We start from the raw sequence: 17162 nt of genomic DNA on the forward strand, positions 1-17162 counted from the left end.
CGCTTCAAGGATTCTTGTCAATCTTATTTGCAGGGAAAGTTTTAGATTTGATGAGTCCATGTTCACTAAAGGAATAGCTTTGTTCAGAGGCGATGATCATATGATCTAGTAATTCTATTTCAAGCAGTTGACAGGCTTTGGATATTTGCTGGGTAAGATCGTAATCTTCACGTGAGGGTTTTGCTAAACCTTTAGGATGATTATGCGCAATCACAATAAAAGTCGCCTGTTTCTGTATGGCATGACGTAATAATTGATTGATCGAAATATTGCAGTAATTGATAGAGCCGAAAAATAGTTTTTTAAAGCTTAGCTTGCGTAACTGGCTATCTAGACAGAGCACGGCAAAGACCTCTTGTTGTTCTCCAATTAATTCATAGCGCAAATAATCTCGAATTAAGTCAGAGCGGCTTAAGTCCATACCTTGATGGAGTTGATGTTTAAGATAGCGCCGACCTAATTCTTTGACTGCCATCAGTTGTGAATATTTGGTTTCGGCAATTCCATGAAACTGACGGAGCTCTTCTAAAGAGGAATCGAATACAGCATTTAAATGCCCAAAATGCTGAATTAATAGGCGTGATAATTCGACAGCAGAGTGCTGTTTAGAGCCTGAACGAAGGAAGATTGCCAAAAGCTCTGCATCGGATAAACTGTGTGCCCCTTGCAAGAGTAATCTTTCACGTGGGCGCTCTTGTTCGGGCCATTGTTTGATTGAATGGTTCATTGTTTTCCACATTTTTAATTTATTGTACTTTTCATTTTTTCTCCCGATAACTGCTTGGGAGATAGACTATTTAATGCTATTGTGAGCGCCACTGCAACAGAAAGGTAGCCTGATCGTGAGTTTCGATCTCAGTGTATTTTCTAATAAAAATATTATTCTTGCTGTAACAGGCGGTATTGCTGCCTATAAAAGTGCCATCCTTGTACGTCGTTTAAAGGATTACGGTTTTAATGTCCGTGTTGTGATGACGCATGGTGCACAAGCATTTATTACACCGCTGACTTTTCAGGCATTGTCTGGCAATCCCGTTCATACAGAATTATTAGACCCTGAAGCAGAAGCTGGCATGGGACATATTGAATTGGCGCGATGGGCTGATCTGGTTTTGGTTGCACCCGCAAGTTGTGACACGATTGCAAAATTTGCTGCCGGTTTGGCAGATGATTTACTCAGCACTCTTTATCTGGCAACTAAGGCGCCTGTTTGGGTTGCGCCTGCGATGAACCAGCAGATGTGGGCTGCCAAACCCACTCAACGTAATTTAAATACATTGGTTGAAGATGGTGTGCATGTGATCATGCCAGAAGCAGGTTCTCAGGCGTGTGGCGATGTTGGTTTGGGACGTATGCCTGAACCGGAAGATCTTGCCGAGCAGGTTAAAAATTATTTCCATCAGGCACAACGTGCCATTGCAGAAAAATTTGGTTTATTGGCAGGAAAACGTGTGGTAATTACTGCAGGGCCGACACGTGAAGCCATTGATCCAGTGCGTTATATTTCAAACCACAGTACAGGAAAAATGGGTTTTGCCATTGCAGCAGCCTGTTATTCAGCGGGAGCAAAAGTCACCTTATTGGCAGGTCCAGTCAGTTTGGATACTCCAAATGGTGTACGTCGGATTAACGTCTCTTCAGCAATCAAGATGCTGGATGAAAGCATGCATCAGCTTGAGGAAGGTTGTGATGTGTTCATCGCAACGGCGGCTGTTGCGGACTATCGTGTGGCAGAAGTTGCTGAACACAAGATCAAGAAAGCAGGTGATGAGCTCAATGTTTCCTTGGTTAAAAATCCAGATATTGTCGCCACGATTGCACAACAGTCAAAACGTCCATTTATGGTGGGTTTTGCTGCTGAAACACGGAATGTTGAAGAATATGCAGCAGGAAAACTGATTGCGAAAAAACTGGATATGATTGCTTGTAATGATGTTTCTCGTGCGGATATCGGTTTTGCTTCAGATCAAAATGCTATGACTGTGTTTTTTGCTGAGCAATATCAAATGGAAAAACGAGATTTGGAAAAAGCATCGAAACAAGAAATTGCCCAACAGTTGGTTGAAGCAATTCACGATGCTTTAAATCATAAAATTGAGCCCGTATAGATTTTTCCTGTTCTGTTTAAAATATAAAAATGCAACGATTCCGTTGCATTTTTTATTTGCTATTTTTTGTGGTTTTAAACTATGTTTAATGTTGAATATGGACAATAGCTGTACTTTTATTCCCGTGGATAACCCACGATAGCCACAGTTTTAAGGAAGATCACAATGATCAAAAAAACTTTAGCCACCGTAATGATGATCTCTGCCCTAAGTTTGAGTTCAATGAGTTTTGCTGCAACCCTGCAACAGAATATGCAGGCATTGGGTAAAAATTACAAAGCGTTTAATCAAACCACGAATCCAGCAGAAGCCAATAAAGCTTTAGACAACATGCGTGCCGCAGCAACAGATGCAAAAAAAGTTAAACTTAAAGGTCGTGGTGATGCCAGCGCGCCAAGTTCAACACAGCTTTATGATCAATTAATTGCACAGATTGATAAAACGCAAGCCTTAGTCAAAGGCGGACATTTGGATCATGCCAAAATGGAAGGCAAAAAAATTGCTGAAATTCGTGATCAAGGACATAAGATCTATCAATAATCCTGTGACTGGACCAATATAGTGTGATCTATTAAAACCGTGAGTTGAATGGCGAGCGGTTTTTTTGTGCTGAGATGAGAGTCAATTTGTTAAAAAGGCATACAGAAACATAATTTTACTTGATCAATAAAATCAAGACTAAGAAAAAGCATCAAATTGATTGACTGTATCTGTCTCAAATTAAAATATTTATATGAATGATCGGGTGGTTTGGCTGACCACTTGAGTATAGTGATCAGGCAATAAATTGCTAAACTGCGCATGATTCGGATTTGTTCATCACTTTATCGCTGTTAAGTTATAACGAGAAGATCAGGAGACATGTGATGCAACAGCAAAATCACTTTGCACGTATTGCAAAAGCCATAACCTATATTCAGCATAATTTTAAAACCCAGCCCAATCTAGATGAAGTGGCTGCACATATCCATTTAAGCCCCGCTCATTTCCAACGTTTATTTACGGAATGGGCGGGTACCAGCCCTAAAAAATTCTTGCAATATATCAGTTTGGAACATGCAAAAAAATTATTAAAGCAAGATCATTCTGTATTTGATGCGACTTTTGATACCGGACTTTCGAGTACCAGTCGTTTGCATGATTTATTTATTCAAATTGAAGGGATGACGCCTGCTGAATATAAAAGTGGCGGAGAGAATTTAATCATCCATTATCAATATGCTGAAAGTCCATTTGGAACGGTTTTAGTGGCATCTACCGCGAAGGGTGTTTGCTTTATGTCCTTTGTAGACAATGAACAAGAAAGCTTTGCCGCAATGCTCGAAAAATTTCCCAATGCCCAATTTGATCAACAGACTGATATATTGCATGAACATGCTTTGGCAATTTTTTCATCTGGAAATAAGCAGCTGGGACAAATTAAACTTCATTTAAAAGGTACTGATTTTCAGCTTAAAGTCTGGGAAAGTTTACTCAAAATCCCAATGGGGCAATTAACCACTTATGGAGATTTAGCAGAGCAAATAGGAAATTCAAAAGCCTCTCGTGCGGTAGGTACAGCAGTGGGTCACAACCCCGTGGCGTTTTTGATTCCGTGTCATCGGGTCATTCAAGCAACAGGCGTTTTGGGTGAATATCATTGGGGTAAAAGTCGAAAAATGGCGATGATTGGTTGGGAAGGTGTTCAAACCCATGCCGATATTTAATATTCAACAGGCTCAAGCCCTGAGTGAGAAAATTCAGCATTTGGATTGGACCTTGATCCTTGAACAGCTCAATCAGCAGGGCTTTTCACAGATCGAAAATTTCTTATCCGATGACTTGTGTGAATTAATCAAAGCCGATTATCACCATGAAAACTTATACCGAAAAACCGTCAATATGCAGCGCTATCGTTTTGGTGAGGGTGAATATAAATATTTTCGCTACCCTTTACCCCACTTATTGCAATTGCTACGTACCCAGTTTTATCCCTATTTGGTGCCGCTCGCCAATGCTTGGTTCGAAAACTTAAATATCCAACGACAATATCCCACGTCACATGAAGCATTTTTGAAACAATGTCAGCAAGTCGGTCAAGATAAAGCCACGGTGTTGATTTTGCATTATCAACAACATGGTTTTAATACTTTGCATCAAGATCTGTATGGTGAAGTGTTTTTCCCGATTCAAATGGTGATTGTTTTAAATCAAACCAACATTGATTTTAAGGGGGGTGAGTTGGTGATGACAGAACAAATCCCACGAGCGCAGTCGAAAGCAATGGTGTTACAACCGAACAAAGGCGATGTACTGCTTTTTACCACGCAATTTAGACCCAAGAAAGGTACGCATGGCTACTATCGGGTCAACATGAAGCATGGCGTGAGTCACTTAACTGAAGGGGAGCGTTATAGTTTAGGAATTATTTTTCATGATGCCGCGAGTTAAAGCATGATTCAACATAGCGACATAGACGGCTTAGGATTATATCGCAAACTTAAAAATGCTGAAATTTTATTTGCAGGCAACCAAAAACTCAGAATTTATGGACGCCTAGACTGCGCCTCTGGGAAACGAATGTTAAGAAACAATCGGGTATTCTTTAGCAGTGAAGCTGAAGCCTTGGCATTGCACTATCGACCATGTGGACACTGTATGAAATCAGCCTATTTGAAGTGGAAAAATGCAGCAACTCAAATTTAAAACTGAACCAAATCAAAATCTGCTTCCATACGATGGAACAGTCAATTATTTTGGCATCATCATGGATGAAGCGCTTGCACAGCATTATTTTGAGCGATTGCTGAACACGATTGAATGGCAGAATGACCAAGCCATTATTTTTGGAAAAAAGATTACAACCAAGCGTAAAGTGGCATGGTATGGCAATCAGGCTTTTGAATATACCTATTCCAATACCTCAAAATATGCCTTGCCTTGGACCAAGCACTTGCTGGAACTGAAACAGCTGATCGAAGAGATCACGGGTGAAACATTTAATTCTTGTTTGCTGAATCTTTACCATACGGGTGAAGAGGGAATGGCATGGCACAGTGACGGTGAAACAGACTTAAAAAAGAATGGTGCGATTGCCTCTTTAAGTCTCGGGGCAGTTCGAAAATTTGCCTTTAAACATAAAAATATCCAAGAAAAGGTTGAGATTGCTCTGGAAAATGGCAGTTTACTGATCATGAAAGACGTCACACAAACGCATTGGTTACATCGTTTACCACCCACCAAGAAAATACATACCGCTCGGATTAATTTGACCTTTAGAACGATTGTTGAATCTAGTGTATAAATACTCATGTTTATCTCTCATGAAGCAGAAATAGGATGCCACCCAAGATAAATCCGAACAAACAACCATAAAAAATATAGGAATAAGGAATTAAATTCAGCAGAAATTGAGTTTGACTGAATGGGTAAAAAGGGTACATGTCCGCATGCATCAGACCATCTAGAACAATGTGGCTAAAACTGCCCGTCAGTGCACTGAAGGTTGCCACTCGCCAAGTGATCTGCCAATGAATTTGTTTGAATAAATGGTATAAACAAAACTCACTCATCGCTTTGCCAATTGGGATGGCAAACAAACCGATCAACAAAGCTCCAATTAAATTGTGGCTATATAGATGTAAAGTGTTCCAGTCGAAAATAATGCCAAGTAAAGGTTCGATGTCCATGAGCATTTGGACACCTGAAAAAATGAGAAAGCTAAAGTGCTGATTTCCGATTCCTTTACAACTTGCACCTAAGCCTAAATGTAAGGGGGTAATGGGCATAGATGATTTGTCATCGTATTATGATTTTTAAAGTATAAAAAATGCCGTGATTGGGTTTTGTGAAGTTTCAGTGAACTTTAATGTTGAACAGAACAATATAAAAAAGACCGCATAAAGCGGTCTTTGCTAACTTAAAATCTAAGCATTTAAGCTTGACCTTCAGCAGCAGCAGTTTGAGCACGTTCCATATTCGCTTCGAACTCAGCATCAAAATTGATCGGCGTAAGAAGCAATTGTGGGAAGCTACCTTTGGTCACAAGATCATTCACAGCTTCACGTAAGAATGGGAACAAAATGTTCGGGCAGTATGCACCTAAGATGTATGGAAGACGATCTTCTTCGATACCATCAATCAAGAAAATACCTGATTGTGTGACATCCACGATAAATGCTGTATCACCTGCATTGTTCGCTTGAACAACGACTTTTAAAGAAACTTCAAAGTGTGTTGCATCTACTTTTTCAGCAGCAGAAGACAAGTTGATGTTTAATTCAGGTTGCCATTCTTTAGTAAAAACTTGAGCCCCAGGGACTTCAAAAGAAATGTCTTTTGTATAAATACGCTCTAAAGCAAGTTGCGGTTGAGCTTGTTGTTCTTCACTCATTCTTTATTCCTTAAATTTTAAGAAGTGATTAATCAGGCAAGTAGTTCATCGAGTTTGCCGGCTTTTTCTAAAGCATAAAGCTGGTCGAAACCACCGATGAATTCATTATTAATAAAAATCTGTGGCACAGTACGGTGCTTGGTTTGCTGGATTAGCTCAGTCTTAACCTCAGGTGCTTCCTGATCGAGATTGATTTCGGTAAAAGCAACACCTTTACGCTCAAGTAGAGATTTTGCACGTACACAGTATGGGCAGAAAGTTGTTGAATAAACTTTTACTTCAGCAGACATGTTGAGCTCCTTAAGCTTATTTTTTAGCTTTAACTAATGGCAAGCCTTGGGCTTTCCAGTTACTAATACCACCATCTAGACGATAACTGTCAGCGTGACCGACCTGCTGTAAAGCACTACCTGCCACTTGACCCAAGTTACAGATAAAGACTAAAGGGCGATCTGCGGTTTTCAATTCTTCAATATGACTGGCAATTTGGCTATATGGAATATTGCGGCTGCCACTGATGTGACCTTCGCGAAAATCTTTCGCATCACGTAAATCAATCAGCATTGCATTTTTGGCTTTCACCAAAATACCGAGGGATTGTGGTGAAATTTTACGACCACTACGTTGTCCTTCAAAAATGAAGAACAGGACAATCAGTACTCCTAAAATACCAAATAAGAAGGGGTGATTCCCCATAAACTCAAACCAACGTTCCACAAGTCACCTAATTACAATCAAAAATTGCGTCGAGTATAGCGTATATATATGGTGATCAAAATCACCGCTTCAAGGTTATCTCAGAAGAAATTTAATTTTTTTGTTGCGCATCAGTGATTTCTTCAATTAAGCGCAAATAACTTTCCAGACGTCTGGCTAGAATTTCACCATCATCGACTGCCTTTTTCACAGCACATTGCTTTTCGTGGGTGTGGGTGCAGTTGCGATACTGGCAGTATCCAACCAAATTCGAAATCTCTGGAAAGCCCGCATCAATTTTTTCAAGGCTCAGATGCCAAAGTCCAAATTCACGAATTCCCGGTGAGTCAATCAACGCACCATTTTCACCAAAGCGAATCAGACGTGTCGATGTTGTGGTGTGTTGCCCAAGCGCAGAGTTTTCAGAAATGATATTGGTTTTCTGTTCTGCATCGGGAACAATCACATTGATCAGTGTACTTTTGCCCACACCCGATTGACCTACAAAAGCAACGGTTTCATTGTCCAAGCGTTGTTTAAGCTCGCCAATATCACCCTCGGACTGTGTGATCAACACTTCATAACCCAAGTCTTGATACTCTTTGATGAGATCTAGAATTGGGTCATTGTCTTTGAGTAAGTCGGATTTGTTCAAGACCAGAAGCACAGGAATGCTGGCATCTGCACAAGCCACAAGGTAACGATCAATCAATGTGGGAGCAGGCTCCGGCAAAGGTGCAAAAACAATCACGATCAAGCTGATATTGGCTGCCACAGGTTTGACCTTGTGATAACGGTCTGGACGAGTCAGTAGCGAGGTTCTCGGGTGGATCGCCGTGATAATGCCCAAGCCCGTATTGGGGTCTGCCTGCCATTTAACTTTGTCCCCTGTGACCAACAACTCAAGGTTGGTACGGGTATGGCAGCGCCAGACGCTGCCGATTTCAATCGGTTTCCAAAAAGGTTCTGGTTCGCCTGCCTGAACAGTGGGTTTTTGAGGATGTTGAGCGGGAGTAGAAAGGGCTTGTACTTCGAGTTGTCGTCCATAATGCTGAACCACCAGACCTTCAAGGTCATTGGAAGTGTCGATTTCTTCTTGACGTGTTTTATGTTGTTTCTGAATGCGGCGTTGTTGCTGCTCAGTCAAACGACGTTTACGAATTAAAGCCATTCATGTCCTAAAAAACCTTGAAAATGAGAAGGCAAAAATACCATGATGAGCGAATGAATTACAGCGCAGAAGTAAGAAATTTGCTACTATTCATTTTTTTATTGACCTAATAAGATTGCACTCTATGAGCAGTACACTGGATACCCGCTTAATTTGGATTGACCTCGAGATGACAGGTCTAGATACAGATAATGACAAGATCATTGAAATCGCAACCATTGTGACAGATGACCATTTAAATATTTTGGCGGAAGGTCCAGTTCTTGCAGTGCATCAATCAGATCTCATTCTGAACGCAATGGATGAGTGGAATACCAAACAGCATGGTCAGTCAGGTTTGATCGAACGTGTACGTCGCAGCAAACTGACAGCTCAAGATGCGGAACAACAAACCTTGGAATTTTTGAAGAAATGGGTCAGTCCGAAATCTTCGCCGATGTGTGGTAATTCAATCTGTCAAGATCGTCGTTTTATGCATCGTTTAATGCCAGAACTTGAACAATTCTTCCATTATCGTAATTTGGATGTATCGTCAATTAAAGAGTTGGCAAAACGCTGGAGACCCGAAATCATGAGCGGTCTAAAGAAAAATGCATCACATTTGGCGATGGATGATATTCGCGACTCAATCGCAGAATTAAAATACTACCGTCAATATTTCTTTATTGAGAATAAAGACTAAGCCAGCTTGGGTGAGGTGATCAACTGTGGTACTCACCCATAAGGTTCTTTACCGCGCCCCCCACTGATTCAGTGAATACCTCATTTGTCAGCAAATAACATCATCTGGCTGTATGCAGTACGCCAATCGAGCGGATGATCTACATATTCTTTGGCTTTCAAAACGATTTAAATTCTATCATCTGCCTCTTTTCTTCTTAAAAACATTTAAAAGTTTATTTGTCCATTCGTCTAAACATCATCTCAATAATTAAGCATCTTCATATATCAGATTGAAACAAGGGCGTTTTTAATCTCTTTTTTACTATGAATTTTGATTTTTTAAGCTATACTGGAAGTGATGTCTTCTGACAACTCGTTACAAAAAAGAGCAAGCAGTTCAAATTGTTTGCATAAAAAACGTTTTAATATCCTTTTATATTTGAATTATTACAAAGAGATTGACTATGCAAAGTAATAACCCAATTTTAACGCGTGCGGAAACGTATGCGGATTATGAACAGCCAATGACCATACAAGGCGCAATTCAAAAGTCAGTTTTATTGACTGTGATTGCTGCGGTGTTAGGTGTTGGAATTTTCTTCTATAGCTTTAGCACCATGAATGTAGGGATTGCATATGCTGCTACAATGGTCGGTGCAATTGGTGGTTTGATTTTAGGTTTAATTGCGACATTTAAACCGAATACAGCACGTGTTCTGGCGATTCCCTATGCATTCTTTGAAGGTGCATTTTTAGGTGGTGTTTCCGTCATCTTCCAATTAAAGTTCCCAGGTATTCCTTTACAAGCGCTTTTGGCAACTTTTGTCACAACATTGGTGATGTTTGGTTTATATAAATTCCAAATTATCCGTGCAACTGAAAAATTTAAATCGGTTGTGATTTCAGCGTCGATCGCCATTGGTTTGGTGTTTGTGGTTCAATTCATCATGCGTTTGGCATTTGGTTCAAGCATTCCGTTCTTATTTGAAAGCAACCTGTTAGGTATTGGCTTTGCTGCTTTTGTTGCAGTGATTGCTTCACTGAACTTGATCCTTGACTTTGATTTGATTGAGTCTGCTGCTGCACAACGTGCCCCTAAATCATATGAATGGTTATGTGGTATTGCTTTATTGGCAACTTTGGTTTGGATGTACTATTCATTCCTGCGTTTACTGAGCTTACTGCAAGGTGATGATTAATCATTGCGGATTAAACAAAAATAGATTCGATAAAAGCGCACTTTTCTCAGTGCGCTTTTTTATATTTTTACTAAACTTTTAAAAAAAGATGCATTATGCAATTTAGTTCTGGGTCAAGACTTGGCATTATGCTTACAAAATTGATCAAGTGAGAATTTCATGGCACAAGGACTATTGGCAGGTAAACGCTTTTTAATCGCGGGTATTGCAAGTAAATTATCCATTGCATTTGGTATTGCTCAGGCATTACACCGTGAAGGTGCAGAACTCGCATTTACTTATCCAAATGACAAATTAAAAAAACGTGTAGATGAGTTTGCAGAACAATTTGGTTCAACACTGGTTTTTCCTTGTGATGTTGCTGTAGACGCTGAAATCGACCACGCTTTTGCTGAACTGGCAAAACATTGGGATGGTTTGGATGGTGTTGTTCACTCGATCGGTTTTGCGCCTGCGCATACCCTTGACGGTGATTTCACAGAGGTTACTGATCGTGAAGGCTTTAAAATTGCACATGACATCAGTGCTTATAGTTTTGTGGCAATGGCACGTGCCGCGAAACCATTATTGCTTGCTCGCCAAGGATGCTTATTGACTTTAACTTATCAAGGTTCTGAGTCTGTGATGCCAAACTACAACGTGATGGGGATGGCAAAAGCATCTTTAGAAGCCGGTGTACGTTACTTGGCTTCAAGCCTGGGTGCTGAAGGAATTCGTGTAAATGCGATTTCAGCGGGTCCGATCCGTACTTTAGCGGCATCTGGGATTAAGTCTTTCCGTAAGATGTTAGATGCCAATGAAAAAATTGCACCACTGAAACGCAATGTGACAATTGAAGATGTTGGGAATGCGGCATTGTTCTTATGTTCACCTTGGGCAAATGGTATTACAGGTGAAATCTTGTATGTCGATGCAGGTTTCAATACTGTGGGTATGAGCCAATCCATGATGGATGGCGAATAAAGTTAAGTCTATTTAACTGACTGAATTCAAAACATAAACCTCAATATTAAAATATGAATATTGAGGTTTTTTTACAATTTCTTAAAAATTAACCGATCAATAAACTGGGATTCAATCGTTTTTTTTGATTAAATATAGATAAATATTAATATTACTTTAAGTTTGATAAGAAAATGAATTTTGCCAATATATTTTCGGCTTTAGAACAACTTGGATTAACCGCTCAAAAAAGAGCCTTGCATATTCAGTTTAGCAATCCTGATTTGACCGCCCAAGTGTTCTTGCAACGCATCGATGGACAACATGCCATCAATCAAGGCGTGTCTGTGGAACTGATCTGTCTTGCAACATCTGCAAATATTCCACTCAAACAGTTTATCGGTTGCCAAGCTGCAATCGACCAAGTCACCGACCGTGGGCAACTGTTCCGTACCACAGGCATCATTACCGAAGCTGCGCAGGGACAGAGTGATGGTGCACTGACGGTCTATAAGCTCAAACTTGAAGATGCAACGTCACTGTGGCATAAACGCCGTAATAGTAGAGTGTTTCTGAATAAGTCGGTGATTCAAGTTGTTGAAATACTTCATAAAGAATGGCAGCAAAGAAGTCCGCTGTTTGCTGCGAGTTTGAGTTTAGATAAAAGTGGTCTAACTAAAGACTATGATATTCGACCATTCATTATGCAGAATAATGAACGAGATATAGATCTTATTCAAAGGCTTCTAGCATCGGAAGGTGTGACGAGTTTAATTGATGAAGCACAGCTTAAAGTCTCTCATTTTAATGAACCCATCCAGCCTCAAAAGCTTCGATTGATTGATGACAATACTCAATACGAAAGTTTAGAACGACGCACGATCCGCTTTCATCGAAGCTCGGCTGTAGAGACTAGCGATTCGATTATCAATTTTACAGGACAACGCTCCCTTCAACCGACATCGGTACATATCCACCGTTGGCAAGCCGATATTCTTGAAACCGAAGAAGGTGCAGGCAATGTACAAAGCAAATATCAGCACAGTGACCAGTACGATAACGCCAGTCTAGGCTTAGAACAAGTATGGCACTTTAGCCCTGCATGGATACCTGACTTGAATGGGGAAGATGGTGCAACACCATCGGGCAACAGTCAGATCGAACGTTTTAACCAAAACCTCAGCAACTACTTTGATGCCCAAGCCAAACAATTCACGGCAATATCGACGGTACGAGATGCGCAGGTTGGTTATCACTTTGAGCTTAACCAACATCCAAGCCTAGAGCTAAAAGATTCTGCCGATCAGCAGTTCTTGATCATCTCAAAAACCTTTTATAATCAAAATAATTTACCCAAAGACTTGAGCCATCAAGTCGAAACTTTGTTAAAACAAAGTGATTGGCAACGCACCCATCTCACCGTAAACAACAGCGAAGAACGCCAAGCGAATCAGTTGGTGCTACAACGACGTAATATTACGGTTGTTCCAGAATATAATCCCTTAACTCAAAGACCCGCAGTCCATCCAATGCGAGCGAGAGTGGTTGGTCCAAGTGGAGAAGAAATCCATGTGGATGAATGGGGACGCATCAAGGTTCGCTTCCTGTTTACCCGCAATGAAGACCACAGCCACGATGGTGGTGCAGGCTCGAATGACAATGATACCGACTCGGCCTGGGTTGATGTATTGACACCTTGGGCAGGCGAAGGTTATGGGGCACGCTTCCTACCGCGGATCGGAGAGATTGTTGTTATTGACTTCTTTGATGGCAACATTGACAGACCGTTTGTGGTGGGACGAATCCATGAAGCACAACGCAGCCCGAGCAAGTTTGATAACAAAGGCAAGCTGCCTGATACCAAGAAATTGGCAGGGATTAAAAGCAAGGAATATCAGGGCAGTGGCTATAATCAACTGCGTTTTGACGATACCACCAACCAGATCAGCAGCCAGTTGCACAGCAGTCATGGCGCGAGTCAACTCAATCTTGGCAATCTCAGCCATCCTAAAGAAACCGAGAGCAGCAAAGGGCGAGGAGAAGGTTTTGAGCTAAGAACGGACCAATGGGGAGCTGTACGCGCAGGGCAAGGCTTACTGGTCAGTACCCACGCACAAGATGGCGCATCAGGCAATCATCTCGATGCCGCAGAAGCCAAAAGCCAGCTAGAAAGTAGCCTGAACAATGCCAAAGCCTTAAGTGAAGTTGCCAAGAACCAACAGACGGATCCTTTGGAAGTCTTAGAGCGAATCCAAGGGTTTATCAATACACTGGCTCAACAAGATCCGAAAAAGGCTGCTGCATTTAAGTCCGCAGTAATGATGTTGGCTTCACCAAATTCAATTGCACTATCAAGCAATGAAGACATCCATGTCTCTGCTGATGGGCAAATCAGCCATAACGCAGGCGAGAGCATCAATATAAGCACACAAAAATCCTTGGTGGGGCATGCCAGTTCTAAAATCAGCCTGTTTGCAGCGCAGGAAGGCGCAAGACTTTATGCTGGCAAGGGGAAAGTAGAGGTCCAAGCTCAAGATGGAGGTGCTGATTTGATTGCACGCAAAGGCATTCAAATCATTTCCACAGAAGATACGGTTTATATTACTAGCCCGAAAGAAATCAAGCTGATTAGTGATGGCTCTGAAGTAAAGCTCAACGGATCAGGTGTATTTGTAACCACTGGTGGATTATTTGAAGTGAAATCTGGACAGCAGAAGTTTACAGGTGGCGCTAAGGTTGAAATGAAATCTCGTGAATTCAAAGAAACGCCTTGTTATTTAACCTATGAAGCTAAAGACTTACTTGGAAATCCATTAGCGAATAAAAAGTATTTAATGATACTGCAGAATGGTGATGTTATTCAGGGTGTTACGGATAGTCAGGGTAAAACAAAAAAAGTAACAACACCATCTCCTGAAAATATCTCTATTTATATAGAAGATGAAAATATTAATAGCTATAATTTAAAAATAAAGGAATAGATTGTGGAAAATTTTTTATTAAAAAATAATCAAAATGGCGATATTTTTAAAGCAAATATACAGCCAAAAAATAATAAGCTCATTTTGGTTGTAAAAGATAATGTAGGTAATGTGCTTTCTGGAATAAACTATAAATTAATAGTTAAAAATTTAAGTACAATTGGTCCAAATATATTACTACAGGACTCCTTTTCAACCAATAGCAAAGGAGAAACGAGAGCAGTATATTTTGATGCTTATTTGGTTGCGGAAGTTACTATTTGGCTTGATAGTAAAAAGCCCTTAACTAAAGATGATAAAAATGGTGTTTATAGAATAAAATCGGAAAGTTATAGTTATATCAGTACAAGACCAGTTTTTAATAAATCTGGTGATTTGAAAGTAAACAAGAAAGAGACGATTGTTGTAGAAAAACGAATTGATGTTTTACAGAAAGCTTTTATTTTGTATCAGGTTTTTATGAGAGTGGGAGGGCAAATAAAGTATTTTCCTAAAGGTGGTTATCGAATATTTAATGAAAAAAATGAAAGATTGGATGCCTCATCAAAACAAATTAAATCCAGTGTATTGAATGAAAAATCAATATCAAATCTGTTGTATACGGATCATAAAACTTATATTGAATTTGATTTGAATGGAATTAAATTTAAATCTCCATTAATGGCGCCACTAGTGACTTCAACTAAAGGAAATTTTCATCCTTTTGAAATTAAGCTAAGTAGCACGACTACAAATCCTAAAGAAACTTATACAGCGAGTTTAGGTGCTAAAACAACATTACCGATAATTATTGTGCCAAAAACCAATGAAATTTATATTTTACCGATGGATGTTTTTAAGCCGTTCGATAAGTTAACTAAAGATTTTGAGAAATCTATATCTTCAATTTATAAAAATAAAAAAGATTTAGAGTTACAACTTGAAGCAAGAAATCCAACTGACATAAAAAAAATTGAAGAAAGACTGGGTATCGCAAAAAAGGACGCCCTAGACAAAATTAATGGAGAGTTTAAAAACAGTGCAGAAATCCAAGAAGTACTTGTGATCGAAGCAAGTGGAAACTCAAATGGTAATCCAAATATTTTAAGAAGATATGCCAATAAACGTAGAATCGAAGAATTAAGAACCCAACGAATAAATAAAAGCACAACTAAAATCAAGATAACCAGTGATACAGGGACAAATGCTAGAGAAGGGACAGAGGAAATAAACACATCGAATCCTCGAGAGTTTAATGATAGTTTAAAAAAATTTATAAATGGTGTAGGTGTTGAATTAGCGAGCTACAAATCAAAATCAGCGGATGAAAAAAGCATTCGAGATTTGTATTTACCAGTGTTGGGACGTGTGGGTGGAGAGTACTCTAACCAATACAATATGATGAGTGAAAATGATGAACTCACAGTAGATGCGCAGTGGATGAGATTTGTAGGTACAAATGGTACAGAGGCTACGCTTAACTTGTCTAAGGAACATTTACATGGTAAAGCTGAAGCAAAGGCGGCTGCAAAATTTGTATTATTTGAGGGACGAGCAAATTGGGACTTTTTTTGGCCATCTAAATACGGTTGGAGTATTGTTTTTGATGATGGCGATCCCATTGCGACAATTCGAGTTGTTGCTGGTGCAGCATTACAAGGATTTGCAGGTGCAAATCTAGCAATTGCAGGTCAAACGAGTGTCGCGATTGGTAACGTTGCAGGCTATCAAAAACTACAAGCAATTTCACATGATCCTAAAAAATCGATGAAAGATGCAGTGGATGCAGTAAAAGGCTTAAAAGTAGAAGTCAAAAGTAATGAAGATATACCTCCTGATGTGCTAAATAAAGCTCAAGTAGAAGTAAAAGCCTTTGCTGGCGCCCAATTAGCGCTTACTCCAAAAGTTGAATTGCAGTGGTTTAATGCGAATGGAAACCCTCGTGAATCAAGTGGAGAGCCTAAGTTTGAAACATTAGCAAAAGCAGCCGTTACTGCTGGCGTGAGTGGTGGTGCAGGAGCAGAATTTAATTTTTATATGTACATTCATCCGAATGGTTCGATCAGGATCAAGTTGGCTGCCCATTTGTGTTATGGGATTGGGGCAAAAGGCGCGGTTGATTTGGAGGTGAATCCTAAAGATTTAGTATCTTTAATGCTATTTATCAAAAAGAATTTACTGAAAATGGGCTTTATGCATTTGGCTTATATTGCTGATAATTTATTTGAGCAATTGTCGCAACTTTTTGCAATGCTTGCCGCAAATAATGATTATACAATTTTAAAAAAATATTCTACTCAATTAAATAATATGTCAAAATTCTTTCTGAATGTGTCAGTACAGTTTGAAAAATGGCTTTCGTCTATAAAGGAAGATGAAGCAAAACTAGCATGTGCTCAAAATATAAATAATAATTTACAATCATTGATTGGTTTAACACCCAACTCCAAAGGGATCTTGGTATATTCTCTATGTCATTGGAATACTCGCTGGGCACATTATGATGATTTTCCAAGTGTAGATTGGGATGGGATTCATTATTTGGATCAACGAAAAACAGCTATTGTTAATATTTTTAAATCAACACTACATGTCAATGAATGGCGAAATATTATAGAAAGAGTCAATCAGCAAGGAAAAAAGAATACTGGAAATATAAAAAACTTAGAAAGGCATATTATTAACTTTTTAGCCAGTGGTTTAAACTTGGTGCGGTTTCAAATAGATAATATTGTTTTGGCTTTAAATAATAATACCAAATATACAGGACCTACCAATAAATGGATTAAGGACTTTATAGAAGCAAGAACGAGTTTGGAAGGAATTAAGACATGGCCTTTACCACAAATTGCCTATAATCAAGATGACAGTATTTTTAAACAAGTCAAACTTATGCAGGGATATGATGAAAATAATGAAATTTTATATTTGGCGAGTGCTAACGATAAACCATTATTCTCAGAATCTGATAATGATACATACTTGACTTAAAAATATAAGGATTTTAAGTTATAAGACATATTTCCTAAAATCCTTTTATAGTTGAAAAAT

17 protein-coding genes are annotated in these 17162 nt (G+C 39.4%); 11 read left to right on the plus strand and 6 right to left on the minus strand.

Going from position 1 to position 17162, the window contains the following annotated elements; genetic code table 11:
• Positions 1-4 precede the first annotated feature (4 nt).
• Positions 5-739 carry a RadC family protein gene (radC, locus tag OSH00_RS08650; RefSeq protein WP_266130068.1) on the minus strand — a complete coding sequence of 245 codons (735 nt, stop codon included), beginning with the start codon at positions 737-739 and terminating at the stop codon, positions 5-7.
• A 103-nt stretch (positions 740-842) separates the two neighbouring features.
• On the opposite strand from radC, the gene coaBC reads away from it, so the two are divergent.
• The 6 genes from coaBC to OSH00_RS08680 all read left to right on the plus strand — a co-directional run bounded on the left by coaBC (position 843) and on the right by OSH00_RS08680 (position 5391).
• On the plus strand, positions 843-2108 hold the full coding sequence (coaBC, locus tag OSH00_RS08655) for a bifunctional phosphopantothenoylcysteine decarboxylase/phosphopantothenate--cysteine ligase CoaBC (RefSeq protein WP_196075028.1): 1266 nt from the start codon (positions 843-845) through the stop codon (positions 2106-2108).
• Positions 2109-2273: 165 nt separating this feature from the next.
• The gene (locus OSH00_RS08660) at positions 2274-2648 is read left to right on the plus strand and encodes a cytochrome b562 (protein ID WP_009586962.1); all 375 of its coding nucleotides are present in this window, start codon (positions 2274-2276) and stop codon (positions 2646-2648) included.
• A 326-nt stretch (positions 2649-2974) separates the two neighbouring features.
• Positions 2975-3814, plus strand: a complete 840-nt coding sequence (locus OSH00_RS08665) for a methylated-DNA--[protein]-cysteine S-methyltransferase (RefSeq protein ID WP_266130069.1) — start codon at positions 2975-2977, stop codon at positions 3812-3814.
• Positions 3801-4538 (plus strand): 2OG-Fe(II) oxygenase, encoded by a 738-nt coding sequence (locus OSH00_RS08670; RefSeq protein WP_266130070.1) that lies wholly within the window; start codon positions 3801-3803, stop codon positions 4536-4538. The genes OSH00_RS08665 and OSH00_RS08670 overlap by 14 nt, the downstream gene beginning before the upstream one ends.
• A gap of 3 nt (positions 4539-4541) precedes the next feature.
• The gene (locus OSH00_RS08675) at positions 4542-4793 is read left to right on the plus strand and encodes an Ada metal-binding domain-containing protein (protein ID WP_266130071.1); all 252 of its coding nucleotides are present in this window, start codon (positions 4542-4544) and stop codon (positions 4791-4793) included.
• Entirely contained in the window at positions 4774-5391 is a 618-nt protein-coding gene (locus tag OSH00_RS08680) for an alpha-ketoglutarate-dependent dioxygenase AlkB family protein (protein WP_266130072.1), read from the plus strand. The genes OSH00_RS08675 and OSH00_RS08680 overlap by 20 nt, the downstream gene beginning before the upstream one ends.
• 10 nt (positions 5392-5401) lie before the next feature.
• Here the strand turns inward: OSH00_RS08680 and OSH00_RS08685 are convergent, their stop codons facing one another.
• From OSH00_RS08685 to rsgA, 5 genes are all read right to left on the minus strand, one after another.
• On the minus strand, positions 5402-5875 hold the full coding sequence (locus OSH00_RS08685) for a hydrolase (RefSeq protein ID WP_266130073.1): 474 nt from the start codon (positions 5873-5875) through the stop codon (positions 5402-5404).
• Between the two features lie 146 nt (positions 5876-6021).
• Positions 6022-6480 carry a protein-export chaperone SecB gene (secB, locus tag OSH00_RS08690; protein ID WP_196075021.1) on the minus strand — a complete coding sequence of 153 codons (459 nt, stop codon included), beginning with the start codon at positions 6478-6480 and terminating at the stop codon, positions 6022-6024.
• Between the two features lie 32 nt (positions 6481-6512).
• Positions 6513-6770, minus strand: a complete 258-nt coding sequence (grxC, locus tag OSH00_RS08695; RefSeq protein WP_004825086.1) for a glutaredoxin 3 — start codon at positions 6768-6770, stop codon at positions 6513-6515.
• A gap of 16 nt (positions 6771-6786) precedes the next feature.
• Entirely contained in the window at positions 6787-7197 is a 411-nt protein-coding gene (locus OSH00_RS08700) for a rhodanese-like domain-containing protein (protein ID WP_266130074.1), read from the minus strand.
• 91 nt (positions 7198-7288) lie between these two features.
• Positions 7289-8347, minus strand: a complete 1059-nt coding sequence (gene rsgA, locus OSH00_RS08705) for a ribosome small subunit-dependent GTPase A (RefSeq protein ID WP_266130075.1) — start codon at positions 8345-8347, stop codon at positions 7289-7291.
• A gap of 124 nt (positions 8348-8471) precedes the next feature.
• On the opposite strand from rsgA, the gene orn reads away from it, so the two are divergent.
• From orn to OSH00_RS08730, 5 genes are all read left to right on the plus strand, one after another.
• A complete protein-coding gene (orn, locus tag OSH00_RS08710) occupies positions 8472-9029 on the plus strand; it encodes an oligoribonuclease (RefSeq protein ID WP_196075018.1) in 558 nt (185 codons plus the stop codon).
• 445 nt (positions 9030-9474) lie between these two features.
• Positions 9475-10209 (plus strand): Bax inhibitor-1/YccA family protein, encoded by a 735-nt coding sequence (locus tag OSH00_RS08715; RefSeq protein WP_266130076.1) that lies wholly within the window; start codon positions 9475-9477, stop codon positions 10207-10209.
• A gap of 159 nt (positions 10210-10368) precedes the next feature.
• Entirely contained in the window at positions 10369-11172 is an 804-nt protein-coding gene (locus tag OSH00_RS08720) for an enoyl-ACP reductase FabI (protein WP_266130077.1), read from the plus strand.
• A gap of 173 nt (positions 11173-11345) precedes the next feature.
• Positions 11346-14132, plus strand: a complete 2787-nt coding sequence (locus tag OSH00_RS08725; protein WP_266130078.1) for a type VI secretion system Vgr family protein — start codon at positions 11346-11348, stop codon at positions 14130-14132.
• Between the two features lie 3 nt (positions 14133-14135).
• The gene (locus OSH00_RS08730) at positions 14136-17102 is read left to right on the plus strand and encodes a hypothetical protein (RefSeq protein ID WP_266130079.1); all 2967 of its coding nucleotides are present in this window, start codon (positions 14136-14138) and stop codon (positions 17100-17102) included.
• Positions 17103-17162 lie beyond the last annotated feature (60 nt).

Origin of the sequence: Acinetobacter nematophilus, assembly GCF_026344175.1 — a bacterium.
Taxonomy (GTDB): domain Bacteria; phylum Pseudomonadota; class Gammaproteobacteria; order Pseudomonadales; family Moraxellaceae; genus Acinetobacter; species Acinetobacter nematophilus.

Coding starts and splice junctions, on each gene's coding strand:
- radC (WP_266130068.1), bottom strand. CDS start 739: ATGTGGAAAACAATGAACCATTCAATCAAACAATGGCCCGAACAAGAG.
- OSH00_RS08660 (WP_009586962.1), top strand. CDS start 2,274: ATGATCAAAAAAACTTTAGCCACCGTAATGATGATCTCTGCCCTAAGT.
- OSH00_RS08665 (WP_266130069.1), top strand. CDS start 2,975: ATGCAACAGCAAAATCACTTTGCACGTATTGCAAAAGCCATAACCTAT.
- OSH00_RS08670 (WP_266130070.1), top strand. CDS start 3,801: ATGCCGATATTTAATATTCAACAGGCTCAAGCCCTGAGTGAGAAAATT.
- OSH00_RS08675 (WP_266130071.1), top strand. CDS start 4,542: ATGATTCAACATAGCGACATAGACGGCTTAGGATTATATCGCAAACTT.
- OSH00_RS08680 (WP_266130072.1), top strand. CDS start 4,774: ATGCAGCAACTCAAATTTAAAACTGAACCAAATCAAAATCTGCTTCCA.
- OSH00_RS08685 (WP_266130073.1), bottom strand. CDS start 5,875: ATGCCCATTACCCCCTTACATTTAGGCTTAGGTGCAAGTTGTAAAGGA.
- secB (WP_196075021.1), bottom strand. CDS start 6,480: ATGAGTGAAGAACAACAAGCTCAACCGCAACTTGCTTTAGAGCGTATT.
- grxC (WP_004825086.1), bottom strand. CDS start 6,770: ATGTCTGCTGAAGTAAAAGTTTATTCAACAACTTTCTGCCCATACTGT.
- rsgA (WP_266130075.1), bottom strand. CDS start 8,347: ATGGCTTTAATTCGTAAACGTCGTTTGACTGAGCAGCAACAACGCCGC.
- orn (WP_196075018.1), top strand. CDS start 8,472: ATGAGCAGTACACTGGATACCCGCTTAATTTGGATTGACCTCGAGATG.
- OSH00_RS08715 (WP_266130076.1), top strand. CDS start 9,475: ATGCAAAGTAATAACCCAATTTTAACGCGTGCGGAAACGTATGCGGAT.
- OSH00_RS08720 (WP_266130077.1), top strand. CDS start 10,369: ATGGCACAAGGACTATTGGCAGGTAAACGCTTTTTAATCGCGGGTATT.
- OSH00_RS08725 (WP_266130078.1), top strand. CDS start 11,346: ATGAATTTTGCCAATATATTTTCGGCTTTAGAACAACTTGGATTAACC.